The organism is Thalassomonas sp. RHCl1 (assembly GCF_947387555.1).
Classification (GTDB): domain Bacteria; phylum Pseudomonadota; class Gammaproteobacteria; order Enterobacterales; family Alteromonadaceae; genus Thalassomonas.
Genome location: NZ_CANDNZ010000001.1, coordinates 849776 through 876184, shown reverse-complemented (window position 1 = coordinate 876184; position 26409 = coordinate 849776). Strand labels below are relative to the sequence as shown.

At 42.2% G+C, this 26409-nt stretch carries 31 protein-coding genes and 1 tRNA gene; 18 read left to right on the top strand and 14 right to left on the bottom strand.

The genetic code is table 11. From position 1 onward, the window contains the following. Positions 1–121: 121 nt before the first annotated feature. The 3 genes from flgA (at position 122) to QL234_RS03965 (ending at position 1586) form a co-directional block, all read left to right on the top strand. Positions 122–745: a flagellar basal body P-ring formation chaperone FlgA gene (flgA, locus tag QL234_RS03975; protein WP_281556550.1), complete on the top strand. Its 624-nt coding sequence runs from the start codon at positions 122–124 to the stop codon at positions 743–745. A 72-nt stretch (positions 746–817) separates the two neighbouring features. Further along, complete coding sequence (flgM, locus tag QL234_RS03970; protein ID WP_281556549.1) at positions 818–1129, top strand: flagellar biosynthesis anti-sigma factor FlgM; 312 nt, start codon at positions 818–820, stop codon at positions 1127–1129. A gap of 25 nt (positions 1130–1154) precedes the next feature. Then, positions 1155–1586, top strand: coding sequence for a flagellar protein FlgN (locus QL234_RS03965; protein ID WP_281556548.1), 432 nt, complete (start codon positions 1155–1157; stop codon positions 1584–1586). 68 nt (positions 1587–1654) lie between these two features. Here QL234_RS03965 and QL234_RS03960 read toward each other — a convergent pair whose 3' ends face one another. Beyond that, positions 1655–2122 (bottom strand): LPP20 family lipoprotein, encoded by a 468-nt coding sequence (locus QL234_RS03960; protein ID WP_281556547.1) that lies wholly within the window; start codon positions 2120–2122, stop codon positions 1655–1657. A 432-nt stretch (positions 2123–2554) separates the two neighbouring features. Here QL234_RS03960 and QL234_RS03955 point away from each other — a divergent pair, with 432 nt between their 5' ends. The 8 genes from QL234_RS03955 (at position 2555) to QL234_RS03920 (ending at position 7529) form a co-directional block, all read left to right on the top strand. Then, positions 2555–3718, top strand: a complete 1164-nt coding sequence (locus tag QL234_RS03955) for a flagella assembly protein FlgT (RefSeq protein ID WP_281556546.1) — start codon at positions 2555–2557, stop codon at positions 3716–3718. A 186-nt stretch (positions 3719–3904) separates the two neighbouring features. Then, positions 3905–3981, top strand: a tRNA-Arg gene (locus QL234_RS03950). Positions 3982–4119: 138 nt separating this feature from the next. Beyond that, a complete protein-coding gene (locus tag QL234_RS03945) occupies positions 4120–4533 on the top strand; it encodes a hypothetical protein (RefSeq protein ID WP_281556545.1) in 414 nt (137 codons plus the stop codon). Between the two features lie 178 nt (positions 4534–4711). After that, the gene (locus QL234_RS03940; protein WP_281556544.1) at positions 4712–5302 is read left to right on the top strand and encodes an endonuclease; all 591 of its coding nucleotides are present in this window, start codon (positions 4712–4714) and stop codon (positions 5300–5302) included. A 212-nt stretch (positions 5303–5514) separates the two neighbouring features. Continuing rightward, positions 5515–5778, top strand: a complete 264-nt coding sequence (locus QL234_RS03935) for a hypothetical protein (RefSeq protein ID WP_281556543.1) — start codon at positions 5515–5517, stop codon at positions 5776–5778. Positions 5779–6209: 431 nt separating this feature from the next. Continuing rightward, on the top strand, positions 6210–6473 hold the full coding sequence (locus tag QL234_RS03930) for a hypothetical protein (protein ID WP_281556542.1): 264 nt from the start codon (positions 6210–6212) through the stop codon (positions 6471–6473). A 610-nt stretch (positions 6474–7083) separates the two neighbouring features. After that, positions 7084–7272 carry a hypothetical protein gene (locus QL234_RS03925; RefSeq protein WP_281556541.1) on the top strand — a complete coding sequence of 63 codons (189 nt, stop codon included), beginning with the start codon at positions 7084–7086 and terminating at the stop codon, positions 7270–7272. Further along, positions 7269–7529, top strand: a complete 261-nt coding sequence (locus QL234_RS03920) for a hypothetical protein (RefSeq protein WP_281556540.1) — start codon at positions 7269–7271, stop codon at positions 7527–7529. Before QL234_RS03925 ends, QL234_RS03920 begins: the two co-directional genes overlap by 4 nt. A 199-nt stretch (positions 7530–7728) precedes the next feature. On the opposite strand, the gene QL234_RS03915 is transcribed toward QL234_RS03920, so the two are convergent. The 9 genes from QL234_RS03915 to QL234_RS03875 all read right to left on the bottom strand — a co-directional run bounded on the left by QL234_RS03915 (position 7729) and on the right by QL234_RS03875 (position 14809). Further along, positions 7729–8946 carry a hypothetical protein gene (locus QL234_RS03915; protein ID WP_281556539.1) on the bottom strand — a complete coding sequence of 406 codons (1218 nt, stop codon included), beginning with the start codon at positions 8944–8946 and terminating at the stop codon, positions 7729–7731. Between the two features lie 297 nt (positions 8947–9243). Continuing rightward, on the bottom strand, positions 9244–10530 hold the full coding sequence (locus tag QL234_RS03910; protein ID WP_281556538.1) for a zonular occludens toxin domain-containing protein: 1287 nt from the start codon (positions 10528–10530) through the stop codon (positions 9244–9246). Beyond that, on the bottom strand, positions 10530–10940 hold the full coding sequence (locus tag QL234_RS03905; protein WP_281556537.1) for a DUF2523 family protein: 411 nt from the start codon (positions 10938–10940) through the stop codon (positions 10530–10532). Before QL234_RS03905 ends, QL234_RS03910 begins: the two co-directional genes overlap by 1 nt. Beyond that, positions 10937–12355, bottom strand: a complete 1419-nt coding sequence (locus tag QL234_RS03900) for a hypothetical protein (protein WP_281556536.1) — start codon at positions 12353–12355, stop codon at positions 10937–10939. The genes QL234_RS03905 and QL234_RS03900 overlap by 4 nt, the downstream gene beginning before the upstream one ends. Positions 12356–12469: 114 nt before the next feature. Next, positions 12470–12694 (bottom strand): hypothetical protein, encoded by a 225-nt coding sequence (locus QL234_RS03895; RefSeq protein WP_281556535.1) that lies wholly within the window; start codon positions 12692–12694, stop codon positions 12470–12472. A gap of 17 nt (positions 12695–12711) precedes the next feature. Beyond that, positions 12712–13014 (bottom strand): hypothetical protein, encoded by a 303-nt coding sequence (locus tag QL234_RS03890; protein ID WP_281556534.1) that lies wholly within the window; start codon positions 13012–13014, stop codon positions 12712–12714. Continuing rightward, positions 13011–13211 carry a hypothetical protein gene (locus QL234_RS03885; protein ID WP_281556533.1) on the bottom strand — a complete coding sequence of 67 codons (201 nt, stop codon included), beginning with the start codon at positions 13209–13211 and terminating at the stop codon, positions 13011–13013. The genes QL234_RS03890 and QL234_RS03885 overlap by 4 nt, the downstream gene beginning before the upstream one ends. After that, positions 13204–13587 carry a DUF1293 family protein gene (locus QL234_RS03880; RefSeq protein ID WP_281556532.1) on the bottom strand — a complete coding sequence of 128 codons (384 nt, stop codon included), beginning with the start codon at positions 13585–13587 and terminating at the stop codon, positions 13204–13206. Before QL234_RS03880 ends, QL234_RS03885 begins: the two co-directional genes overlap by 8 nt. A gap of 52 nt (positions 13588–13639) precedes the next feature. Beyond that, positions 13640–14809: a replication initiation factor domain-containing protein gene (locus tag QL234_RS03875; protein ID WP_281556531.1), complete on the bottom strand. Its 1170-nt coding sequence runs from the start codon at positions 14807–14809 to the stop codon at positions 13640–13642. Between the two features lie 437 nt (positions 14810–15246). On the opposite strand from QL234_RS03875, the gene QL234_RS03870 reads away from it, so the two are divergent. After that, on the top strand, positions 15247–15660 hold the full coding sequence (locus tag QL234_RS03870) for a helix-turn-helix transcriptional regulator (protein ID WP_281556530.1): 414 nt from the start codon (positions 15247–15249) through the stop codon (positions 15658–15660). On the opposite strand, the gene QL234_RS03865 is transcribed toward QL234_RS03870, so the two are convergent. The 3 genes from QL234_RS03865 to QL234_RS03855 form a co-directional block, all read right to left on the bottom strand. After that, a complete protein-coding gene (locus QL234_RS03865; RefSeq protein WP_281556529.1) occupies positions 15657–15968 on the bottom strand; it encodes a hypothetical protein in 312 nt (103 codons plus the stop codon). The two genes, QL234_RS03870 and QL234_RS03865, sit on opposite strands and share 4 nt — an antisense overlap. Then, positions 15965–16558 carry a hypothetical protein gene (locus QL234_RS03860; protein ID WP_281556528.1) on the bottom strand — a complete coding sequence of 198 codons (594 nt, stop codon included), beginning with the start codon at positions 16556–16558 and terminating at the stop codon, positions 15965–15967. The genes QL234_RS03865 and QL234_RS03860 overlap by 4 nt, the downstream gene beginning before the upstream one ends. A 63-nt stretch (positions 16559–16621) precedes the next feature. Continuing rightward, positions 16622–16789 carry a hypothetical protein gene (locus QL234_RS03855; RefSeq protein ID WP_281556527.1) on the bottom strand — a complete coding sequence of 56 codons (168 nt, stop codon included), beginning with the start codon at positions 16787–16789 and terminating at the stop codon, positions 16622–16624. 182 nt (positions 16790–16971) lie between these two features. Here QL234_RS03855 and QL234_RS03850 point away from each other — a divergent pair, with 182 nt between their 5' ends. Next, the gene (locus QL234_RS03850) at positions 16972–17226 is read left to right on the top strand and encodes a hypothetical protein (RefSeq protein ID WP_281556526.1); all 255 of its coding nucleotides are present in this window, start codon (positions 16972–16974) and stop codon (positions 17224–17226) included. Here QL234_RS03850 and QL234_RS03845 read toward each other — a convergent pair. Beyond that, positions 17223–18287: a site-specific integrase gene (locus tag QL234_RS03845; protein ID WP_281556525.1), complete on the bottom strand. Its 1065-nt coding sequence runs from the start codon at positions 18285–18287 to the stop codon at positions 17223–17225. The genes QL234_RS03850 and QL234_RS03845 overlap by 4 nt on opposite strands. A gap of 663 nt (positions 18288–18950) precedes the next feature. Here QL234_RS03845 and QL234_RS03840 point away from each other — a divergent pair. From QL234_RS03840 to QL234_RS03820, 5 genes are all read left to right on the top strand, one after another. After that, on the top strand, positions 18951–20258 hold the full coding sequence (locus QL234_RS03840) for a tetratricopeptide repeat protein (RefSeq protein WP_281556524.1): 1308 nt from the start codon (positions 18951–18953) through the stop codon (positions 20256–20258). Between the two features lie 13 nt (positions 20259–20271). Beyond that, entirely contained in the window at positions 20272–21486 is a 1215-nt protein-coding gene (locus QL234_RS03835; RefSeq protein WP_281556523.1) for a hypothetical protein, read from the top strand. A 3-nt stretch (positions 21487–21489) separates the two neighbouring features. Next, entirely contained in the window at positions 21490–22674 is a 1185-nt protein-coding gene (locus QL234_RS03830; RefSeq protein ID WP_281556522.1) for a hypothetical protein, read from the top strand. A gap of 118 nt (positions 22675–22792) precedes the next feature. Beyond that, positions 22793–24316 (top strand): hypothetical protein, encoded by a 1524-nt coding sequence (locus QL234_RS03825; RefSeq protein ID WP_281556521.1) that lies wholly within the window; start codon positions 22793–22795, stop codon positions 24314–24316. Continuing rightward, positions 24313–26406, top strand: coding sequence for an SUMF1/EgtB/PvdO family nonheme iron enzyme (locus QL234_RS03820; protein WP_281556520.1), 2094 nt, complete (start codon positions 24313–24315; stop codon positions 26404–26406). Before QL234_RS03825 ends, QL234_RS03820 begins: the two co-directional genes overlap by 4 nt. Positions 26407–26409 lie beyond the last annotated feature (3 nt).

The window sequence follows — 26409 nt, the reverse complement described above, 5'->3', positions numbered from 1 at the left end:
ATTAAGCATAGTCCAGTATTTGTATTTCCCTAGCATATAGAACATAAAATTTATGAGCAAAATAAAGATTTTTCTACCATTTTTATCATTAGTCACTTTGATATCAATATCAGTTCATTCAATGACTTTTGACAGGTCCTATATCGAAAATTTTGCCAAACAATATGTTGAAAAACACATTACCGCACCGCCCAACGGAAAAATGGAAGTGATAGTATCCGCGATAGACCCCAGGATACAGATCAAACCATGCGAATCACCACTACAGGCAAATATACCTGAAAATCACAACAGCCGAAACGTAAATGTTAAAATAAGTTGTGTTGATTCAAAGTCATGGTACATTTATCTGCCGGTGAAAATCATCAACACCATTGCGGTTGTCGTTGCCAAAGAAAATATCAGCAAAGGCAGCTTACTCGACGACAGCAACCTTGAATTAGTCTACCACCAGCAAAAGAAAATACGCGGTGAATGGCAGGATAATACCGATAACCTGATTGGCGGCAAAGCTAAAAGGTCTATTTCAAAGGGCACCTTAATTACCAAACGCAATATCTGCATGGTATGCAAAGGCGACAGTGTCACTATTGTTGCCCGCTCAGACAGCTTTTCCATTAAAACTTCAGGCATCGCCCTTAAAGACGGTAATATCGGTGAACAAATCAGGGTTAAAAACAAGCGCTCAGGTAAAACCATCAGCGCCAGAATTAGTGCTATTAACCAGGTAATAATTGATTTATAATTTTTCTAAAGTTATCTCAAGTTTTGCCGATAACAAGATAGTAGAAAATGACGAGTTGCATGGGAACTTATTATGGCCATAAATATCAACAACTTGAATGCGAACAATCAAGTTAAGCAAAACCTTGAACAACAATCAAAGGTAAAAAGCGACGGCGCACAAGCCGCCAGCACCGAGCAGGCAAAACTTGCCCGCCAGGATTCTGTCTCTATTACCCCACAGGCAAAACAGCTGACTGAGTTGCAGAAAAAAGCGGCGGATGCACCGGTAATGGATCAAAAGAAAATTGAAAAATTAAAAATGGCCATTTCTTCCGGCGAATATAAAGTCAACCCGGAGAAACTGGCGGCCAGCATCTCCAACTTTGAGTTTAATTTGCTGTAACTTCCTAATCTAAGGCACCGGTTTTATGTCTGTTGACAATACCCCAGAACAACTCCTTGCCCGGCAATTATCCCAGTTGCAGGCATTAGAAACATTATTGCAAAGTGAAAAAGACATTATCATCAAGCAATCTCCCGATGCGCTTAATGAAGTTACCGCGAAAAAAAATGATCTGTTAATGGCCATTCAAACCCTGGATAGCCACATTGGCCAAAACAGGCAATTTATTCAGGATAAAAGAGACGGCAAGTTTAGTGAAGAATTAAAGGCAATCGCCTCAGTGCTGGAGTCTTGCCAAAAGCAAAACCAGCTAAACGGTCAAATTATCCAGCAATCCCAGCTAACCGTTGAACGCATGAAAACCAGCCTGCTTGAAAGTCACAGCAAAACCTCGCTTACCTATGACAGCAAAGGGAAAAAAAGCGGCGGCTTAAGCAGTTTAGGATTAAAAGCCTGATCTTTTCAGGCACCATCTAAAGAAACTCCAGCAACAGCCGGCATTGCCGGCAATACGACCAGCACTAATTAGTAGTATCTGACGCTTTTGATTTTTTTATCCCGCTTAAAGGACAGATAAATATCATAGACCTCTTTAAAATCTAAAGTCATTTCTGTGGTATAGGTATCGCCAACAGCATAACTTTTGACAACTTTAGCCCCGCGGATCACCCCTTGTACCGAAGACGACAGCTGATTGTTCTGGACCAATAAATCCGCCATAGAGACCTTACTGCTTACTTGCTGACCGTATACCTGCTCTGCCAGTTCGGCATAAGCCGCCAATTTGGACGCTTTTATCGCCATCAGCATACGCTGGGTTTCATGCTCGGATTTCTGTAAACTGATAGGCGCATAACCTACCGCATGGATCACCGGAAAAGTTTCCGGTTCAACCGACTCCCATGACACATGCTTATCATAAACCGAAGAGCAGCCAGAGACCAACCCCAGAGACAAGGTCAGAAATATCACTTTACCGTTAACTTTATTCATAATCTTTACCATATGTTTCAATACTACAACCACAGACATTATTGTCAGGTTATGATCATTAGCGTTTATATACCGGCGCAGAGTAAAACCCTGCTTTCCCATACCCGGGAGCCAACTTAGTGCTATAAACCAAGGCTTCAGCTGCTCAGCTTTTATGTCAATTATCTGACATCTGCAACAACGTAGCGCCAGATTTGTTTTACAAACTTTCGTTCTGCTTTCCAGCTTCGCGCTCCCTGCCCTGATAAACTCTTTATTGCAAAGCAACCCGCCGGCTAAAATAACAATACAGGGTTGATTAGCCGAATCCTCACTACGGCTATAAGCAGGCATATTCCATGCCAAAAGCCCCTCAACAGTAAATAATCAAACAGGCACAAAACCTGCATATTGATAGAGCATGAACAGATCCCTCAAAGAAGTGACATCAATATGCGTCAATGGCTAGTTATATTTGCTTTAGTTGTCTCGAGTTTTTCCGTGAACAGTCAGTGGTATGAAACGCAGGGGCAAGCTTTTATCCTCGACAATGATAAGGCCACTGCGCGGACACAGGCGATGGAAAATGCCCTGAAAAAAGCCCTGTTAGTCGCGGGAGCTTCGGTATCAAGCGTTCAGCAAGTGGTAAACGGTTTGCTGTTACAGGATGAACTGAGCATTAGGGCCAGCGGCAGCGTTAACTCCATAGAAATCGTTGATGAAAGCTATAGCGGTAACCAAGTAAACATCACTATCCGGGCAGATATCTTTCCGCAGGAAAAACAATGCTTTTCTGCTGATTTTAGCAAGTCCCTGCTCTTAACCAAAAGCAACTTAATACACAGGGAGCAGGCCAATATCGGCGAGATCTATGCCCTTGATGCCATGTTAATGAAAGTACTGTCTAAAAAATTAAAATCAGACAGCCAGTATATAAAAACCAAGCTTGCCCTTAAAAACAAAACCAATTTTTCCAGACTTAACCAAAGCCTGGCATACGAAGAAATTAAAGCCCTGAGTATGTCGCTGGCGAATCTCACCGACAGCCAGTACATACTGTTTACAGAAATAGCCGACTTGTCTTTTGCCAATGAAAATAACAACCAGTGGCAGTTTTGGCAGGAAAACATTTATGACCGCCACTTAGGTTTGTCTTTCTATTTATATAACGGCATCAACGGCGAGATGATCCTGGAAAAGCAATATCAAAGAAAAGCTCCCTGGACCTTTGGCCGCCGTCAGGTAGTAGATTTAGCCGGGAGGGATTTTTGGCAAAGCCACTATGGCTTAATGACAGAGCAAACCCTGAATGAATTTGTCCGCCTGCTTGATGAAAACATGATGTGCGAGCCCACCCGGGGTAAAATCGTCAAGGTCAGCGGCAATGAACTCACCTTCAACTTAGGCAGCCAGCACGGTGTTAAGATTGGTGATGAATTCTCCTTATTACACCTGAATAATTTTGAAGCAGATAACGGTAAACAATATGCCGGCTTTAATGTCAGCTCTTATAAAGTCAAAGTCACTCAAGTTAACCGCCAAAGTGCGAGCGCGACCACAACCGATGATCATTTGCTGGGCAATATTCAGGTAAACGATCTGGTTGTTCGTTATTGATTATTCTCTATTAGGAAAAAACGAAAGAGTAAATCCAGGATAAATAGAATAGTTTCACCCCAACCGAGGATAAAAATCGCACACAAATCGCTCAAAAGATATAAACATAAGGCAGTAAAGTGAAAAAAATACCATTTAGCCCTTTACTGCCGACAAATATTTGATAATCTTTGCCTTCTCAAGTGTGACTTCGTAGCTCAGCTGGATAGAGCAGCCCCCTCCTAAGGGGCAGGTCGTGGGTTCGACTCCCTCCGAGGTCGCCATATTTTTCTTTTTTATTCAGTGATTTATACTCACAACTGAGCATAACGCAAAATAAAAACAACAAGAAAAAGCGCATTTATACGCATAAATCCGATAATAAGTGCACCAAAAGTGCACCAACAAAATCAAAGAAAGCTATGCAAAATATACAAATGTTTAATCAAGCAGTGGCAGAGATTCTTGGAGAGTGCTATAGAACTTTCCCTTTGCCTGCAAAACTGTCGCGGCTCGACCTGGGTGAAAAAGTTAAACAGTATTATCCGATAGATGACCCCAATACAATAAACATGTCAGATATTGAGTTTCAAATAGCCCAATATACGCTTGTATGGCTGAAAGAAGCAGGATATGTATGGACCGATATTGATCCGAAAGGCAATTACTCTGTTCAAGCGACATTATCCCCTAAAGGCCTTTTAGCTCTTAATTCAGTTCCTGAGAGCCTAAAAGAAGAAAGCTCAGTAGGTGCTGCTTTATTAAAAGGAGCATCTGTAGTCGGTGTAACTACAATTCAAACATTAGTAAAACAAGCTTTGGGATCCCATATTTAAAAGATATTAGTCCGGGTTTCGCCCCGCCCCACCAAACAATACCCTTTACAATCAATAGGTTATAAAGGGTTTTATTTTAGTACCCGAAAAGTACCCGCCAGCTTTTTTCGACCTACCTTTTTTGACTATCAAAACCTACAATTCATAAATTATTACATTTCTCAAATAAGGATATTGGATGAAATTCTTGCCGGTTATTTTGGCAGTAACCAGTATATCTAACCTAGCCAATGACAGTGAATATGAACGTGTCCGGGATGAAATATTCTGGCCCCAATTATATAACCAAAGCTATCACACACTTTATTGTGCCGTCAGCAAAGAAGCTGGCCAAAAAGTCACTGTAGAGCATATTTACCCGGCACACTGGATAGCACAAGCCAATGGCTGTGAAAGTCGCAAAAATTGCGATACAGAAGCCTACAAACAGGTAAGTTCAGATCTACATAATCTTTGGCCTGCCCTAGCCCGTTATAACAGCAGCCGGGGAAAATTACCGTTTATTGAAATCCCAGGGGAAGTAATGCGCTTCCCGGAAGATAAATGTGATTTTGAAAGCTCAAAAAATGGAGTCGAACCTAGAGATTATGCCAAGGGAAAAATTGCCCGTTCTATCCTTTATATGATCTGGAAATACCAGTTACCAGATCATGAGTTAGAGCTTTTAATGCTGAAATGGGCAAATAATTACCCTTCCAATGACAAAGAGCAGTGGAGAAATAACAAAATTGAAGTGATTCAAGGGAATAAGAACCCTTTTGTTAAATAAAAGTTGACTTTTAATTATTTTATGTTATAATCGGCAAGTTCATTGAATAAATTGCTATAGTTTCTCACCACTTACAGCAACATTCAATAACGAGAATACTTGGTAGGTATTTAACTTTGTGTTTAATCAAAACGAATTCTAAGTTGCCACAAAACACCTGTCAAGTACTTTTTAATAGTTTTTTTAAATAATTTAAGGAGTACAAACGTACGATGAAGACAGTTAAACCAGTAAAAAGCAAAAATAACCAACTAAGTTACAACGTAATTGATGCACTTGCAGAGCAAGCACACAAACTACAAATACAGTTGAGTAACTTAGAAACCGAACATCAGCTTTTATCTATTGAGGATGAAGAGCAAGAAATAAACTTACTCTTCAAAATCGATGACACTCGCAAAAAAATAAAAGCTGTAACTGAAGAATTAGAAAGTACGCAATCTAGTTTACAGACACCTTTTGACGTGAGCTACTAGCCTTTAGCAATAAAAACTGCTCATAGGTAATACCTAGCCTCTCAAGAGACTCAAGAACAAGGGCTTCGCTACGAGACAAAGAAGCCTTTAGTTCTTTTATTAACTGCTGTGTATTTTCAGTTCGCATAACAGTACCTTTTCTAAAAAGGAGGAATATCCATTATCAGCAAACAAAATTAAATAAACATAATTCGCTTGCATACAAAAATTAAACCAAATAATTTTACTTTAAACTTTTGTATGACATGCTCACGAGAACCATTGAATAAATTGCTATAGTTTCTCACCACTTACAGCAACATTCAATAACGGGGATACTTGGTAGGTATTTAACTTTGTGTTTAATCAAAACAAATTCTAAGTTGCCATAAAACACCTGTCAAGTACTTTTTAATAGTTTTTTTAAATAATTTAAGGAGTACAAACGTACGATGAACACAGTTAAACCAGTAAAAAACAAAAATAGCCAACTAAGTTACAACGTAATTGATGTACTTGCAGAGCAAGCACACAAACTACAAATACAGTTGAGTAACTTAGAAACCGAACATCAGCTTTTATCTATTGAGGATGAAGAGCAAGAAATAAACTTACTCTTCAAAATCGATGACACTCGCAAAAAAATAAAAGCTGTAACTGAAGAATTAGAAAGTACGCAATCTAGTTTACAGACACCTTTTGACGTGAGCTACTAGCCTTTAGCAATAAAAACTGCTCATAGGTAATACCTAGCCTCTCAAGAGATTCAAGAACAAGGGCTTCGCTACGGGACAAAGAAGCCTTTAGTTCTTTTATTAACTGCTGTGTATTTTCAGTTCGCATAACATACCTATCTTAAACAAAAGTACTGATTAGTCCTTCAGTAACAAGAATAAAACTAATCAAAATAGAAATACAGGTCATTTTTTACTTAATTCAATAATTAATTCTATACCCCACATTAATTAACCTAATCTACCCCCGTAATACAGCACGGGGGATTCGCGCGCACAGCGGCGCGCGGTGCTCAGGCTTCGCCCTCTCGCCGCTGCGCGCGAAAATTCAAAAGATAAGCTAAGTGCCAGCCCCTCATCAGCTCATGCCAGCAATTAATTGCTGGAGACTTCAAACGTGACTTGGTCAAGGGAAATAACGGTTTCTAACAGCGATTTTTTAAAGAGACAAAAAATAGCTGTCAGACACTCCGAGATTTCCCTTGACCAATTCCCGTTTGAAATCTGATTTGTTTGTAACAAATCAAGGCCGTCCCCTACGCTGCAAGCAGCGGGACTTCCTTAATTTGATACAGTTAAGAGGAATCTGCACATGGCTAAACCTATTAATACTTCACAAACCAAAGACCCAATAAAACCATGCCAAAACCTTTGTGTTAGATATCACGATGGTATCTGCCACAACTATTGCCAGTTAACCGAAGAACAAAGACACATCAAAACTAAAGAACTGGAGCAGCTGCTACCAGGTAACACCATAAAGAAGGATATTTTGTCATGAGGGAGGAAGAACAACTGGAACTGAACTTTGAAAACCAAATAGTGTCACCAGTGACAGTACCTAAAAAGATCAGCAGAAATGCCAAGTATGAACAGGAAATGCGAAGAAATAATTTTAGTAAAATCACCATATGGGTACCTAACCATTGCCAGGATGATTTTAAATTAATGGCTACTTTATGCCGTGAAGATAAAGACCTAGTTCCTTGTACTATGAGAAGTATTAAGACAGGTCGTATGAAAGGTATTAATCAGTAATAAATATAGCGGTTTAACTAAACTGCTATGATTCATAGTTGATGTAACATTGTTAAAATGTACATTTAGACCTAACTCTAAAACATTAGGTCTAATAGTGCCACACTAGAAGCGTCACAAATTGAAAGAACAATGTCGACCAAAACCAGTTTCAACCTGCTAATCAAGTTCTTAAAAACAAAAAACTTAGCTGGTTGAGCTACCAAGGAAACCAGTCTTCACCGATAGGAATAAAGCCCCACTGTATTGTGCCAGCGTTATATAAAAGAATTGACAGTGTATACAGTGTAAGAATACAGCCCAAAAACCATAATACTCTAACGGCAACATCGTACCCTTTACTAATTACAGGTAGATTATTTCTGTTTGCATTATGTAACGCAAACTCCGCGATAAAAAAAATCATCCAAACGATTAGTCCATTAGTAGCTGAAGCGATTTGCCATCTGGGAATTTCTAAGGGTGCGATAAATAATGATACAAATCCATAAGCATCGTTTGACAACCATAAATGATTAGCGTTGTCCCACAGTTTAGCTAAAAGTAACTTGCTCACTAAGAATATAATAATAAGAAACCCAAACCACCTCCTTAGCTTATGAAAACTGAGATCTTTAATTTCTTCCATCCGGCTACGGACATCTCCCCCCATAGAAATTCGTACAATCCACAGAAGAGGCAGATAAATAATAGAACTTCCTTTTAGCGACAATCTATATAAAAATGCAGGAAGAACTATGAATATAATTAACATAGGCATTAAGAATAAGGCAGCAAACCAATCATCATGATTTCTTGGCATCTGAAAATAGATATTTGGCAATTCTCTCATGGGATCAACAAAAGCCTCAAACTCCACCCAAAGAGCTTTTTTTTCAAGCATAAGATATCCTGGCAACGGCTCTGGTGGATGAAAAATATCTATACAACCAATTATTCTCCACCAATTTCCTGGTATTGCTAATAGTGAGTCCTTGGGGTTTTTGAACACGGTGATTATGGTTGTACCGATTTTAATTCCTAATAAAACAAGAGCTACTATTGATATGAATACCATCATTATTATTACTATTAGCAATACTGAAAACTTACTTTGCCGCTCCAGTAATGAAAGAATTTTTTCTGTAAAATCAAACATATGGGACAAACAAGTTTGTCCCACCCTCAAAGCAAAATCAGTTGACTCACTCGTTCTAAATAAAAGAAGTGGAGCTACAAATGCACTTGCAATAATGTGTAAAGTGTGGTCATTAATAGCTAACCATATGTAGAATCCAACCGCACATATGGTTTCAATAAGTGCAACAACACTGACCTCCAAACGAAATGTTGTTTCAGGGGTTGAATGCCAATGCCACGATTTAGGCTTTGTCGAGTTTTCACTTACATCAACTTTATTAGGTTCATTTCCTTTCAATTAACATCTCATTTATGATCTTTGGTGGCTCAGTATGCTCTAATCATTAAGCATTAACCTTTACATGAAAGATAAGTCAAAAATTAATCCTATTTTAATATAGAAAATAAACAACTAAATTTCAGCCAATTGCTTATTTACTAAAAGACTCATCAACCATTGTATAAAACAAAGCGATAAGCATAGAAATGTTTTACACACAGGATTCATATGCGGAAGAAGATATAGCCTGAACAATCAAATATGACTTTATCTAGGGGTTGAAGAAGATAAAGCAAAACAAACCGTCTATTAGAGCTAAACGCCATCTTTTTCCTCGGTGTTAATTAATTGCCGAGGATTGCAAGTAACAAGTTTAAAAAACTCTCCTTTCTTAAGCCTCACCATGCACTGATTAATAAAGCTGACCTTAAAGCCAAAATTACGTAAATCGTCCTGATTGACATAAACGTCTTGATGACCAACACGCATGGTAAAGAAGTATTCCCGGTACTTTTGATTGTTATCGGTGATATCCAAGTAGCCGTTAAAGGTTATATCGGTCGCCTGGAATGGCAGTTCTATAGGAACAGGAACTTCATCAGCAGCCGGACGACTGTCATTATCAGGACTAAAAGGATTATTCGCAGCAGTATTCGACCGAGTTTTTTCAGTGGTTTCTTTAGATACCAGCTCAGTCGAAAAAGGGTCTTGGCGCTCTGGCTTAAGAAATAACCACCATGTCGCATAACCGAAACAACAAAGTAGTAAGGCGATAGCAAAAATAAGCGTAGGGTCTTTAAGGCCGTTAGCTCCTCTTCGCTTTGTAATTTGTCCTGTGCTTGTGCTGCGGTAACACTTGTGAACTGCTTCGGGGATTCTTCGCCATTTTTTTGGCTGTCCTTTGTTGAGGGTTTCTCCGCTGGATTTAGGGCTGTGCTCATGATATCTGGGCCTCCTTTTAAACCAAGGAATAAATTCTAGTGAATCAAAATATTTGTACTTATAGGCGTACTGGCAAACGCTTCTCACCAGTTTATGAATTTCGGTAATCTCCGGCGTACAGTAGATAATGTCCCAGTTATATTTACGGTGGCGCATATTGGCTTCCCGCATATTCTTGGGGTAAATGATATGCCCGTTTTCATCGAGGACAATTTCGCCAGTATCATCAATCGATCCTTCATCATTGGGTGGAGTATAGTTGGCAATGGCCGTTTGATAATGGTCATAGTATTTGTCTGGCAGCTGGTCTTTGATGGCTCCTATGCCTTGGCTATCGAGTTCAACCGGCTTAAAGACGGTTGAGTCATTGGGAAAGACGTCCTGGACTTCATCAAGGATAATAAACGCTTCAACCGGCATCCACCAAAACCACCGGCGCCAAAGAAACAAGCCTTTGTCAGTTTGCGAAGATAGCCGCCAAACATCGGCTGTCTCCGGGAAGACCTCATCAAGTTCTATCTCAATAGACTCTTTCGGCAATATGCCCTCGATATTAGTGACAACTACCCTGCCTTGTCTAAGCGCCGGTAACACTTCAAACCAAAAAGCGGAAGCCGACTTAAAAGACCCCGGTGCGCCATGAAAGATTGAAGCGGCCATTAAGGTAATAACCTCATGACAAATTTGGTGACATAGGCATTGAGTATGAGATTGATGCCGTCAAACAAGCGCATATCAACAAAGGCTTGCCGAACATCGATAGGTAATAAACTCATTTGGGCGGTGATTTGGGACATAATACTCAGGTCTTCAATGATGACCTTAGCCACGCCCCAGGAGAATTTCATCAGTTCCAGATAAACATATAACTTTAGCTGTACCCAGTATTCGAGCAGCCAAGCCGCAAAGCGATGCAGCATGTTAGGGGTATCGGTAAAAAGGTAGGTCCAGAAATCACCGATACTATCGGCCAGCATTTGAGAAGTGCCGGCAGCGTCTTGATAGGTTTGGGTATTGGCATAAACCAAAGCCGGCAACAGCAGTAGAGAAAAAAGAAACAGCTTTTTCATCGGTCCTTACCTCCTAATAAAATAAAAGCCGCGAGAATAGAGCAAACCAACATGATTGGGCCTGCCAGTAATTTAAAGAAATCGCTAAAACGGTTTAAGGAAAGGTCAAAGCTGCCCTGTGTTAAGGTTAGGGTTCTGTCCTGGTAGTCGGCAGCATTAGGGACAGTGACGGATAATATGGCCGCCGCTTCCCCCCGCACCTGGACGATGTATGCTTTCATTTCTTCTTTTTTTTCTTCTACTTTTGCTTTGACCTCGGCAATATGTGCATCATCAAAGAGGCCGTTATAAAGGGTTTTATCGGGAGTCGTTAAGGTGGTGGTGTAGGTTTCTTTTTCTTTTTGTTCTTCTAGCTTGGCGTTGGCCTCACCTATGCCTTTGGAGATTTCACTTAAGCCCTGCCCAAAAGAGGAAATGATATCGGTATTGGTTTTAATGCCATCAAGAGAAGATTTCATCTGGCGCAGGCTGGCATTACCGTCATTGGTCAGCGACTGGAGCTTACCGAGTATCCGGTTAGTGTCCGAAGTATCGACAACACCGTCATCATTACTATCGGGGTTATCCTGTTCAAAAGGGTCGGTTTCTTCTTGGGCGGCGGAGTCATCATCAAAACAGACAAACTCGCCGTTATAATCACCGCAACCGGCTGCACAAGTATAATATGCTGAGCCGTCAATTGTCGGGCCGGTTGAACAAACATCCGCCGGGTCGGTAACACAGGCTTTGGCAGAGCCATAGTCAGTACAGCCCTGCCCATCATCTTGGCCGGTTGGCAACTCAAAATTATCTTGAGGGACAGCATAACAATTGCCTTCTGAAAAAGTATACGTACCGCTTGAACGCCTGGAAACCGAACAAACAGAGCCATCAGCAAGGGAGTAACACATCTCATCGGCGGTATTAGAGCCAGCAGGCAAGATGGCAGAGCTGGGAGCCGGGCAAGTATCGAACATTGGTATGGCGTTGGGATCTGCACAACTTGTGGTATCCCCTTCAGCATTCTTAATACTATAAGTAAAAGAAGGTAGTTCCTCAGGGGGACAATAGGTTTTCTCAATGACTTCTGAGGCTTTACCTAATAAGTGGATACTGGTCGTTGTTCCCATATCACAATAAAGCCCTGTCTGGTGTGTTCGCTTATATGTTCTAACATCACTCCAGCTCGCAGAGGTCACTTTACAGCCATAAGCAATTGCCAGGCTATTAACGTAACTTACAAAAATACCATGACATGCCTGATATTGGGCATCTTCACTGGGCTGGCCCTCCATAAAAACAGATCCCAACTTTTCACCATATGGAGTTAGGCAATCAACATTAACGCCGTAAATCATGGTCGGCGCTTGAACAGGTACAGTGCCATCAGTAAAAATACTGGCCTGAGTAAAAAATGGGCCAAAAAAAGCGGCCATCACAGCCGCCTTATGTATGCTGCGGCAATTTTTAACTGGTACGAATTGCACTACTAAAGCCCTCTACAAAACAGTAAGTAAAAATTGTCGCAAACATCAATGAAGTCAGCATGGTTAGCGACTCAAGAGCTTAATCACAATGCCAACACCAGTGACAACGGCTGCAATGCCCAGGACAACAACAACCGCTGCCCCGGTATTGGTTTGGCCATCAGTACCGGCAGCATTGATAGCCGCCGTATGGTCGGCAGCAAAAACCACTGTTGAAGCAAACATGGCTGAACCTGTTGCCGCAGCACAAACACCACCTTTTTTAACCATTTTGATTACATTTTTCATGATACTTCTCACTTCTATTAAGTTTTGCCCAGTAAACGGGCAACTCGGCCAAGAGAATGGCCACCGATAAACCCGATCAAACAAATCGCATTAAAATAAGCAAAGTCTTCGACCGAGAATCCAAATAAATCAATGAGTGTTGCCACTACCGTTTGAACATTCATTGATTCATATTCCGTCCTGGATACCAGGACAAAATCACTACATTCTTCCATGGGTACGCCGGTGCTTCTTACTGAGCCGGTGGCGGTAACGTGTACACAGATAGCCCCGTGTGACTGGGTGACAATGAGCAATAACAACAGGGCTATATATTTCATGCTAAATATCCGTAGTGCTTTTCCAGGTCGAGGCGAACATCCAGGTTCTGGCACCTGGGGCAGGTGCTAAGCCCGTTAGTTTCAGCCAAGTCCCGCGCTACGCCTGACCAACCGCATTCACAATGAAACGGAGCGGTACTACTCATTTGCGAAGTGATATTTAACTCCCGCTCACGGATAACCACGGTATCAGCCATTAGATTTCACCCTTTTTAAAGTCGCCGTTGATGGGTTTAAGCAATCGTCAAAATGCTTTTTCAGGGCCGGGTCAACAGGGGTTATTTCAATGACTTCATTTTCAAAGGTCTGGTCATTGAAGGAAAATTTAAGGTCATATTCTTTATCCCCGACAAACGCGCCGGTATCGATAAGCACATGAGCATAAGAGACATTGATCGATATCGGCTCTTTATTAAAAGGGGTATCGGTTGTTCGACCGGCAGCTTTACGATGAAACTTAGGGGCATCGACATTCTCAAGCGGATAAAGCACTTCCAGCTTGCCAGTTTCTGCCGTGGGGTTTTTAGACTCGGGGAATCGAGTGATACTTATACCTGCAATGACAATAGACATAATAATGCTCCAGTATGTGATTTATTAAGTACGCAGCTAACCGGGTACGTAATCAGTTAAGTACTTGGTTAATGAGGTTCTGATACGTTGGGGGTATGCCTAATTTCTGCCCCGTATCGTCAGGCAGCAATACACCAAAGGCTTTTTCAATATCGCCTTCAAAAATTTCTAAAACATCACCAAGCGCGCGTCCGGCCATGCGGCGGAACCAGCGAACCCGGCCAGCCAGTTCAAGGCAGGCATCTTTGGCTTTGCTCATGGATTTTGTAACAACGCCTTGTGTGGTTATCATGGATTGGGCAAAAGGACACAGACCAGCAAAGGTGGCATCGATATCAAGCAATGCGTCTACATTCCACTTTTTCAGCTCTGCTTCTGAGCGGTACCAGATAAAGTCATCCTCTTTGATGCCCTGCTCTAGTTTCTTGTTATAGACGCGCCAGTAAATCACGGAGGTACGAGAGCCAACCGTGACCATTTCCTGGGTAAAGACTTTGTTGAGGTCTTTATCAAGGCTGTACTTGTTGTTGTCACCAAAGCCCGGACTCATGCCTTTATCGCTGCTGCGAAAGAAGCCGTCAATGTAAGCTTTACGGGCATAGTCACAATCAAAGTTACCGTCAAAATCGTCTTTGCATAAGTCGAGGCGGGACAGCTGGGTGACGGATAACACGGTATTGAGCCAATGATGTAAAACAAAAGCATCGGTGTGTTCGAAAAGGTGCTTGCAGCCCTGACCGGATATCTGGATATAAACGGTATTGTTCTGGCCACCGATACCGATGAAGCCGATATCAACACCGTTTCGAGTTTTCATAGTCATGGAGTCGGTATAACCATGGAAACCTTTGCCCCGGGCAATAGAGATATCAAAGCCCAGGATATGTTCAACGAACACTTTAAGGGATTGAAAATAAAACTCGGCCAATATGTTTTCTATTTTGAGGCGATGGCGGTCGATTTCTTCGATAGACTTGCCAGAGGTATTTTCAATTTTTGGGGGAAGCGGGAAAAGGGTTTGAGTTTTATGGCTCTTGCCCATGAACCCGGCTTTGTGACAATGGCGCAGTTCGGCCAGACGGAAACTAAATGCTAAGTGGTCAACCTTTACCGTGCTTTTTTTGCCGCTAATGCGATTGGCAATAAGGCGCTCAGCAAGCGGTGAATAAGGTTTAAAGTCCGGGCCTTTTTGGGGTGATTGAAATACAGCTTCACTTTTCATATCAAACCTCTTTGCGATAAATCCGCGTAGTTTGTGTCCGTAATCTCTACTGTGGCAGAACCCGCCATTTCATAGTTGACCCAGCAATTAAATTTATACATCGATGAAAAGTAGTCATAGATGCGTTCGCCGTTTAGGTCATAAGTGACGTTGACACCCTGGACTTTGTAATCTTCGTAATAAATCGTAATTCGGGTCATGAGTTATAACCTAAAAAATCAAATACCGGCACGAACCTCAATTAAACAAGATTTGCCTCAATTAAAATAAACAACGACCCCACATTTCAATACGTAATAAAAACCAACATATATTACAAAATGTAATCTAAATAAGAAAAATGTCAAAAATAAGATGATATTATTTTTAACTTTGTGTTTTATCCGAGTGTTTTACTACATAATGTAATGTAATTACTTCATTGAGACAGATACAGAATGAGCATTCCAGATTGGGTAGATAAAGCAAAAAAAATCATAAAAGACAAAGGATTAAAACAAGAAGATTTGATTGATGCATTAGGAGTCACCACACAAAGCGGAGTTAGCCATTATTTCACAGGTAAATATCCATTGGATATAGAACAACTAGTTAAGCTATCCAAGAGTCTAAATACAGACCCAAATACATTGCTAGATTTCGAAGTAGAAACAGATTCAACTCAAATTAAAAGTATTTTAAATACCATAATTGAAGAATGGTTAGTCCGGTTTAACCAAATGGGTTGGGCAGAATATACTAGTGACCCTGCTGCGATGAGAGATTTAATCGCAGATGACATAATGAAACAGTTGTTTAATCAGAAAGATGACAAAATGACTTCACTTATTAAGAAAACAGTTGCAAATTAACCCCAAAGGTCGATTATCTTTGGATCACTGCATTTTCGTTGTTTAAAGAGTAATACCTTTTTATTATCTTCCTCTATTTTGATGTGTTCTCTAACATCTTTTTCCCATTCAATGAATAATTTAATTTGCTTTTTAGGATTCCCTTTATTTGAGTCTTTAATGTGAAGAAAAATTCTCAATAATTCATCACTTGTAGGCCTTTGTATTTCACTAATTTGAGCCTGAATAAGAAGCAGCTTCCTTATAAGAACAGCTAATGCTGCAATTAAAATTGCGCCTGAAAGAATAAAAAATATATGTATTGTCATGCTGTCATCCTTGCTCTCTCTTTTAACGTAATAGCTGGAATATAAACCAACATAATTAATACAGTTAAAAGGTTTAACATCAGTATTGAGGGCGTATACAAACTATCTGTTAATCCTGAACCTATAACTACCCTATCAACGGCTCTTACAAAATGAAAAATAATGATCACATAAGCGATACATACAATATATTTCACCATAAAACATGGCTTTACTTTTAGTTTTTTATGCAAGAAAAATAACATAACCATCAACAATGATTCTGTGAAAATCTTGCCAGCATAAATAATTAGTCTACTAGTACCGAGTGAGAATTTAGCAGGTACTAATTTAGAAGTGAGCTCATCTACCATGTAAAGATAAGCAATCAGTTGCTCTTCAAGAATTAATGATGCGCAAAAGCAAAAGACTATACAAATGAAAGCAATAAGGGCACTTAAATCTTTTGACAAGACTTCAGTACATCCCATCAACCCCAATTCTTTAACAGGCTTTCTAGCTCTCCATGCAACCAAGCAAAGGCCAATAAAAACAGCAAGAAAAGTACTACCATGCACTATGTCCGTTAAAAAATTATAATCTAACTCCATCGATTTCCCTTTCGCGATGCACTAAACCTAGCATTTCCATTTTATTTTTAAATAACTTGTAAATTAAGGCGGATCTTTTGGCCCACTACCTGCCTCCAAAATTACCCCTCGCGCAACTCTTTGCGACTCATCCTCATTTTGCTTTTCAACGTTAAAGATCTCTTCATCTGCAACATTAGTAGAGCCACAACCACCAGAAATTAACTTTGCAATTTCATGTGTTATTTTCATGTTCCCTCTTTATGCCTTCATAGCAATAAAACATTGATAAAATGTAAACTTTCAAAAGCTAACACAACATTATAGGAATGTATACATGGAACAAAAAACACAAAAATTACACTTTAAAATATTACTTAAAAAAAAACCACATATAATTACATATTGTAATACATTAATTTATGGATAAAAAAATGATAAGTGAATTTGTGCAAGTGACAAACCAAGCTTTAGTAAAAAAGTATGGAGTAATCATGAGCTTAGAACAGCTTTCAGAGGTTTTAAAAATGAGTTTAAGAAAAACTAAAGAAAAGCTAAAACACGGTAATTTAAATATAAATTACCAACATGAAGGTAATACTTACATAATCCCTACTATTGAAGTTGCTCATTATATTCACCAACCCAAAATAAAATTGGTACGCGAAAAAAAGAACTTTATATTTTAATCATTTAGCAAATCCACCAACTTTTCAGGGTTAAGCTGTGTATACCGCTTCAATGACTCCCAATCCATATGACCTGTAATAGCCGAAACTTTTGGAATAGCTAAATCTTTTTCAAACAGCCTGCTCGTTGCCTCGTGTCGCATATCATGAAATCGCAAATCTGTAAAACCTAAATCTTTGGCTAAACGATCCCACCCTTGTGTGATACTGCCGGGATCTGTACAACCTAAAACTAAAGCTTCTGGATTCTTTTTTTCCAACCTCTTGTATAACTCTATAGCTCTATTAGACAACGGAATGACTCGTCCAGCTTCCAAGCCTTTATCAAGCAAGTGCTCATCTATTTTCGATCTGTTGATCTTAAGCAACTTTTTATCTAAATCCACATCAGCACCAATTAACCTGGCCAATTCCCCCCTTCGCATTGATGTTTCAGCTGCGAATAAAACAACTGTGGCATACTTTCTTTTACACTTGACTAGTATTTCAAATTCTTCATCACTTAACCTACGAGTGCGCTTAACAGATTTACGTTTAACTGTTTTATGCTTCTTATCAAAAACTTTTACACCTTTTTTAACTATTTCATAGTCAACGTTATACTCGAGGTCAAAGACAGCGGTTTCCAACACAGCCGTGATATCTTGCATATCTCGCTTTACTGTATCCCAGCACACCTCATCCGTTAACATTCTTTTAGCGATATAACCGGCGATTACCTGCGGGGTCATTTCTGATAGGGTGTAACCTTGAAAGTTCTTTTTTAGCCGAGCTAACTCATTAAACTTTTTCCGGTTTTTCTTATCGGCGATATCCTCCGCTTTACTTTCGGAGATTTTTAAGATTTTGACTTGATGGTGGTCAACGAGCTGATTAAAGTAAATGTTCGATAAGGGCTGCGCTTTTATCTGTTGGCCAAGCGTAATTTTGGCCTCTTCCTTCTTGACCCATGCTTTTGCCTCTTTTTGAGAATCAAACGTTTTTGACAGGCTATTTTGGGCCAGATGCTTGCTGCGAATCGTAGCACGAACTCTGCCATTTCGAGTTTGGTAGGTTGCCATTTTAGCCCCCTTTTTAGCGCTAAGCTCTTACAAAAGTGTACCAGAGTTGCACCAAACTTCAATCTAGCCCCTTAAATATAGTAACAGAAAACCTCCCTCCTAAGGGGCAGGTCGTGGGTTCGACTCCCTCCGAGGTCGCCATTTTCCTATCTATACCAGCAAATAATAAATTGACACTAATTTTAAATAACATAAGCATGTGATTATGCAGCATCCTGTAGCCTGCTTGCTGCGAATTGTTAGAGAAATACCTCATCATTATTCGCTATAACAGTAATCACTGATTAACAGACCTAGCAGCTAAACTCTCTCCCGCGAAAGGCAAAAGAACACTTTGTAAAGCAACATGTTACAAAAAAATCCCTTAGCATTTCCTTCTCCTTAGACAGAAAAATTAATCATTGTTTTTATAACCCCGATTCTTTACTTCAATTTAAAGCTATCTATACTAAATTTATCGGGTGGTCAATATATAAACAAACTCTCTCAAATACCTCCCTTTACTAAACTTTTTATTATGACGGCTCGTGTGTCATGCCGAAAAATTTAAATACTAATTAGAGTTTTCCAGGGAAATAAAATCTTCGTATAGCTGGCAGTGCTTTTATCTGACATCAGATAACGGTATGTGTCGTGGCCTAATTATATCTATGAGGATTAATTATGAGGTTGTTAATCGCCTGCTCGGTACTTTCCTTCATTATCTTCCTGATCAGTCAAAAAGTTATTGCCGTGCCATTCGATGCCGAAATAACCGGTAACTCAACTGCTCCAAGCAGCAATACAAAGCAAAGCGAAAGTAAAGATGTCAGGCAGGCCGGCATACAAAAACTCAGTGATGAAATTGATAAATACCAGGCTGCTGTTGAAAAAATAGAATCCACAGAAGGCATGTACAGCGAGCAGATTGCGCAAAAACTGGTCAACCTGGGCAATATTTACCAACATTACGAAAAACATGAAGATGCGGTTCAGGTATATAAACGGGCACTGCATCTGAGCCGGATTAATGAAGGCCTGTATTCATTAACCCAAATCCCAATTTTAGAAAAAATGATCGAAAGCTACAAAAAAAGAAAGCAATGGGAGCAGGTGAATGACAAGTATTATTACATGTACTGGTTATATGCCAGAAATTTTGATGATATGGATATAAACCGCCTTGATATGGAACTGCAAATCGCCAACTGGCATTTAGAAGCTTATGCCATGCAACTATTACCGGATCCGACTCAGGACTTGATCTATTCCTACTCTTTATTTGATCGGGCGGTCAACCTAATCACCAATACCTATGGTGAGACAGATGAACGCTTGATCACACCGTTAAATGGCCTGATGCTGACCAATTACTTTATTGCCTCCCATGTCATGCGCAGTTCGGTTGAAAAGGTTTATGCCATGAACGAACAACTTCAGGTGCAAATGAAAAAATCCGATATTCTCATCGCAGAAATGAAGCGTAAAAGCTTTGTGACCGGAAAAAAAATCATCCAGCGAAAATTAACAGTTTTGCAAGGACAGACGCAAGTTGATCATCAGGCAATTGCCAAGGTCAAGCTCAAACTGGCCGACTGGTTTCTGATGCATAATAAAAGACAAACAGCCTTGCGTCATTACCAGGAAGCCTATGACTACGCAGTGGCAACAGATAAAAACAAAGAATTTCTTGAGCAATTATTCAGTCAGCCTGTGGCTTTGCCCCATTACCCCAACCTGCAACAAAGAACCCGTGCCATTAAAAGTGATACCGAACTCACCACCGATGTACGGTATGTCCACGCCACTTTAGATGTTACAAAATATGGTAAGGCAAGAAACATTAAGATTGTCAGCTCTAATCCGCCGGATAACAGCCCAATCAAAACCAAGGCATTGAAGTCATTAAGAACAACAAAGTTTCGTCCTCAAATTTCTGATGGCATGACCATCTTTACCGAGCAACTGCAGCTGCATGTATTTCCTGAATAATCACAAGGCCAGAATGATGAATAAATCTACCATTACGATAATAATAACTTCTTTACTCTTGTGTATGTCCGGCTGTCAATCAACACAACAGCAACAGAGCAAACCACCGACTTCATCACCCAGCAGTTCATCTCCCAGTAGTCCTTCGAGTTCGAGCTCAAGCTCTTCATCCAGTTCCAGTTCGTCTGACTCCAGCGCTTCATCCAGCCCAAGTTCGGCTCAGTCTCAACAGCAAGGCCCGTCAGCGAGCACCGGCAATACTTCGGCTAACCAGGGCAATCAATCTGATGGTTCTCCACAAGCCGATGCCGGCAGCACAGAGTCCGCGTCAACGCAGCAAAGCGGCGATAGCAGGGATAACAATGAACAATCTGAAAATAACGAAGATATGGCCGGTACTAACTCAGAAAGCTCCAGTGACGATATTGATTTTTCGGAAGAAGAAGTCACGGCCTCCAGCTCATCCAGTCAATCTCAAGCAAGTGAAAGCAGCGCTTCGGCTCAATCTTCGGCTCAATCTTCGGCCAGTGCCAGTGCCAGTGCCAGTGCCAGTGCCAGTGCCAGTGCCAGTGCCAGTGCCAGTGCCAGTGCCAGTGCCAGTCAGGCAAGCCAATCATCATCTAGTTCTAACGCAAACCCAAATAGCTCATCCCAACCTGGCGCTGCTGCCGGGGGACATGCTTCAACTCAATCGACAAGTTCGAATCAGGCCGCTTCCCCGGGCCAGCAGCCAGGGGGAAATGCAGCCCCCGCCGGAGGAATGATCAATACCCGAACCCGGGGCGAGCAAGTAGCCGAGCTTGATGAACGGCTTAACAGCTCAATGAGTGATTACGACGGCATGATTTTAAGCGAACGGGAGTATATTCAAAATAAAGGCGCCGAGCAGGGCAGCGAACAAGCGGTCGCCAACGCAGGACCTTTATATGATGATGTATTAAATGGCGCAGAGGCCAGTGCCACGGCAAAAACATCGGGCGCACCGGAACAAACCGCCTTTCCTTCAAGTTCGGGTGGCATGCCGGAATTGCCCTCTTCCCAAAGGGAAGGTGATTATCAGCACAACCAAACCGTTTATACCCCCCCTGCCGATATCCCAAGCGGTAACGATGATGACGTCGTTGCCCGGCAAATCAGGGAAGCGGCATTAAAAGAAGCCGACCCCAAATTACGGGAGAAGCTTTGGGATGAATACCGTAAATACAAAAACCAAACCAAAGGCCATTAAGCTATGAACCGACTATTGTCCAATACAGTTATTTTCTTGTTGCTGTTGTCGACCTTGTCAGTTACCGGGTGCAAAACAACAGAAATAAAAACCACCGAACAGATCCCCGTAGTTCATGAAACAGCCGACATCCCGGAGGACGAGTTACTCGATATCGGCATACGCATTTTTGATCCCGGCCTGGAAAACCTGGAGCAATTAGATGAAGATACCCTGGTTTTCCCCGAGATCCGCATAGCCGAAGCCAGTTTTTTCCCTTACCTGTTAATGGAAACCTTACAGTCGAGCGGCGCCTGGGGGGCCGTCCGGGTTGTGCCTACAGGCCATGACTCGGTGGATGTCCTGGTCAAAGGGGATATCATCCAGTCCGACGGCGAACAGCTCATTGTCATGGTGGATGTCGTCGACTCCCGGGGGCATCACTGGTTTAACAAGCAATACGCCCAAAAAGCCAGCCGCTACTCTTACGATAAGAAAACCCAGTTAAGGTTTGAGCCTTTTCAGAATATTTATAACCGTATCAGTAATGATCTTAACGAATACCGAAAATCACTTACTTCACAACAACTGGTGGAATTAAGACTGGTCTCGGAATTAAAGTTCGCCAGAGACTTCTCGCCGCAAACCTTCTCAGAGCACTTATCACAAGATGAATCCGGCCTTTATCTTATCAACCGCCTGCCCGCCGAAAACGACCCTATGCTGGCACGCATCAAGCAAATTCGCGAGCGCGATTACCTGTTCGTAGATACCTTGCAGGAATATTACAGCAGTTACGCTAAAGAGATGAAAGCCCCTTACAAACAGTGGCGCAGTGAGAGTTATAACGAAGTGATCGCCATGCGAAAAATGAAAGACAAAGCCTTAAATCAGAAAATGATCGGTGCCGCCGCCATTATCGCCGGTATCTATGGTGCGGGCAGTTCCACCGGCTCCGCCAGGGCAGCAAGCAGTGTTGCCGTTGCCGGAGGCGCCTATGTGCTCAAAGACGGATTTGAGCGTGATGCCGATGCACAAATTCATATCGAAGCGCTGCAGGAGCTGGGGGATTCATTACAGGCAAGTATCGAATCTCAGGTAATAGAACTCGAAGACAGAACCGTCACGCTATCCGGTACAGTCGATAACCAATACCAGCAATGGAAAAAAATATTACAAGAGATTTATCAATCAGAAACCGGAAATTAACCTTGCCTTAAAGTAAAAATAACCGTGGGTGAGAGTGATTTTTGGACTATAAATAAAAATAGATACTAATAAAACTCAAGCATAACGTACTGAGGGTGAACACTTTAATGGGGTAGCCATGGCACCGGTAGAGCACGCAAAAGAGAACAACAAAAAAACACAACAAACCGTTTCTTTAAACTTTGACCACAAGGGGTTATTGTCTAAGAAAAATATCCTTAACTGGTTTGTCAGTCATTATCTTATTCTTTTATTACTGCTAACTCTGCTGGCGGTATTATATTTTGTCATAGTGCAACTGCCCGCCTCGGTATCCGAGCCTGAAGTCGAGTTAGATGCCAAAAGCCTGATGGCGGTAGAGGCACAAAAACCGATAGACGAATCTCCCTGGCAGGAAGCCCAGTTAGCCAAACACAGACGCCAGGCCCAGGAAATCCTCTCCCAGGTACTGACCAGACAAAAAGCCCTGGAAGAAAAAAAAGTTACTTTATGGGCTGAAGCAGCCTTCTCCCAAGCCATTAAAAATGCAGAAAACGGCGATCTTTTCTATCGCAGTCAGGAGTTTGAGCAGGCAATGCAGAGCTACCGCAGCACCTTGAGCCAACTGCAAGCCATAGAAGCCGATATCCCCGACGTTTTTGCCCGTCACCTGGCGCAGGGGCAAACAGCATTAACAGCCAATAATGCCGCCCAAGCAAAACAGCAATTACAGATAGCCCTGCACCTGATGCCCGACAACGAAAGCGCGCAACAGGCCTTTGACCGCGCCCTGGTACTGGATCAGGTATTGGAGTTGGTTAAACAAGGCGAAGTCTTGATGGATGAACAGCAGCTTGAAGCCTCCATAAAAATACTCAAGCAGGCTGCCGCCCTTGATAACCAGTCCCCGCTGGTCATCGCAGAGCTGACCCGGGTTAACAACGCCATTAAAGAAAGGGACTACTCACTTGCCATGTCTCGCGGCTATAAAAACCTCAAAAGTAAAAATTATCCATCCGCAATTAGCCATTTTACCGCCGCCGGAAAAATTTTACCCTCGGCAACCGACCCGCAAAAAGCCATCTTACAGGCGAAAAGTCAGGCATTAAAAGCCGCCATCACAGAAAAGATGCAACAGGCAAAACAATTGGAGCAGGAAGAAAACTGGCAACTTGCCCAAAAGAGCTACCAGCAGGCCTTAACCCTGGATCAAACCTTAATATCGGCAAAAGTTGGTCAGTTACGCAGCCAAGCCCGGGCAGATTTGGACGAAAATCTTAGCCTGATCCTGGAAAAGCCAACGCGGTTGGCCAGCGACAAAGTTTTTGCCCAGGCACAGAAAGTATATAGCGATGCTTTAAAAATAAAGACTCCGGGAGCAAAGCTCCAGCAACAAATAGTTGACGTAAAAAAATTATTGGCACAAATAAAACAGCCGGTATCGTTAAGAATCCAATCAGACAACCACACCAAAGTCACCTTATATCGAGTCGGTGAATTAGGTAACTTTCTCGCCAAAGACCTGTCTTTAACCCCGGGACAATACACCATCACAGGCTCAAGAGACGGTTACCGGGATGTACGCCAGGAGTTTACCTTGATGCCCGGCAACCCAGCCAAAACCATCACCATAGCCTGCAGTGAAAAAGTGAGCAACGGATGAACAAATACCTTCAAAGCAGCATAAAGGATAGCGCCAATGCCGATCAGTCCGGCATTATTATCCCGGCGCCTTTTACCCCGACCGCCCACACAAAAGCCAAAACCGTTAAAAAACAGTACCGGCCTTATGTTTATGTGACCGCAAGCGTACTTTTACTCGCCTGCCTGATTCTAGCTTACCTTTTTACCGCAAAATCTGTTGTTCTGATCACTTTCCCCCAGGCAAGTAAACTCGAAATATCCGGCGGACTGCATTTTGAACTTGCAGATCACTTTCTTATGCTGCCGGGGGAATACCAGTTAAGCGCGAGTTTAAAAGGGCATTTTCCCCTAAAACAATCCTTTACCGTCAGCGAGTTACAAAACCAACAGCTGAACTTTGAATTTACCCGCCTGCCTGGCAAACTCACTTTAGCCCTTCAGCCGCAAACCCCTGTTGCAGTTTTTATCGACGGCAAGCCCGTTAAGCAGATAGAAAATACCATCAGTAATATAGCTGCCGGCAAGCACCTGTTAACCCTTAACAGCGAGCGCTTTTTACCTTTTACCACTGAGGTGCAGATTGAAGGCAAAGAAATAGAACAAAGCCTTGAAGTAAAACTTACCCCGGCATGGGCAAATATCAGCTTTAACTCGCAGCCTTCAGGGGCACAAGTTTATCATCTGGACAAATTACTGGGCATAACCCCCTTATCTGCCGAAGTACTCCAGGGAGAGTATCAGATAAGTTATCAAAAAGCCGGTTACAAACAAACTCAACGGGAGCTCAAGGTAACGGCAGGTATCGACATGACACTCGACCCCGTCTCCCTGTTTAAGCTCACGGGCAAACTGGTCATTACCTCAACTCCTGCCGGGGTCAGTGTTACTTACGGCGATCAATACCTGGGGACAACCCCCTTAACTGCCGCCGTCAAACCTGACTCAAGCCAGCCCCTGCTGCTGTTTAAAGATGGCTATCAGGAATATGCCACCTCATTAAAAGTACCTTCCGGGCAAACGGTTAATCAGGCCTTTAACCTGCAACCTATTGTCGGCGAGATCAACTTCCAAGTTACCCCCGCCGATGCCCTGCTGTATATCGACGAGCGCCTGATGGGACGGGCAAACCAACAAATGACCCTACCGGCAAAACAGCAAACTGTCCGGATAGTCAAGGAAGGTTTTGTCGACTATAAAACGCAAATATTGCCCAACCCCTCGATGGAGCAGGTTTTTTCAGTACAGCTAAAAACCTTGGCCCAGGATAAATTCGACCGCTTAGCGCCTGTTATCGCAAGCGGCACAGGCAGTAAACTCAAGTTATTTAAACCCAATGATACTTTTGTGATGGGCGCCTCCCGCCGGGAACAAGGCCGGCGGGCCAATGAAGTCAGAAGGGAGATCAAACTTACCCGGGCTTTTTATCTTGGCTTGACGGAAGTGACCAATAAAGAATTCCGGCTATTTAAAAAAGACCACTCGTCCGGGCATGTCAAGGGGAACTCCCTTAACGCCAGCAAGCAGCCTGTGGTCAGGATCACCTGGCTCGAAGCGGTTACTTTTTGCAACTGGTTATCGGAAAAAGAGCAACTGGAGCAGGTATATCAAATAACGGATAACAAGCTCACCGGCATCAACCTTGATGCCAACGGTTATCGCCTGCCGACAGAAGCCGAGTGGGTTTGGGCCGCCCGCTACCAGGGCGGCAAAATGTTGAAATATGCCTGGGGAGAGTCGTTACCCCCCAAAGAAGGCTCGGCAAACATCGGCGATATCGCCGGTGCCGCCATCCTGGGCGAAATTCAGCCCACCTATAATGATCACTATATTACCACAGCTCCCGTGGCTTCTTTTACCGCCAATGAAAAAGGCCTTTATGATCTGCCGGGTAATGTTGCCGAATGGATCCACGATTATTATCAAATCCAGACCGGGTTATCGTTAAAAACAGAAAAAGATCCCTCTGGGCCTGAGTCCGGGGACTACCATGTCATTCGCGGAGCCAGCTGGGCCCACGGCACCCGAACTGAGCTGCGCTTATCGTTTCGCGATTACGGCAATGATAAACGTGACGATCTCGGGTTTAGAATTGCGCGCAACGCACTATAAGGA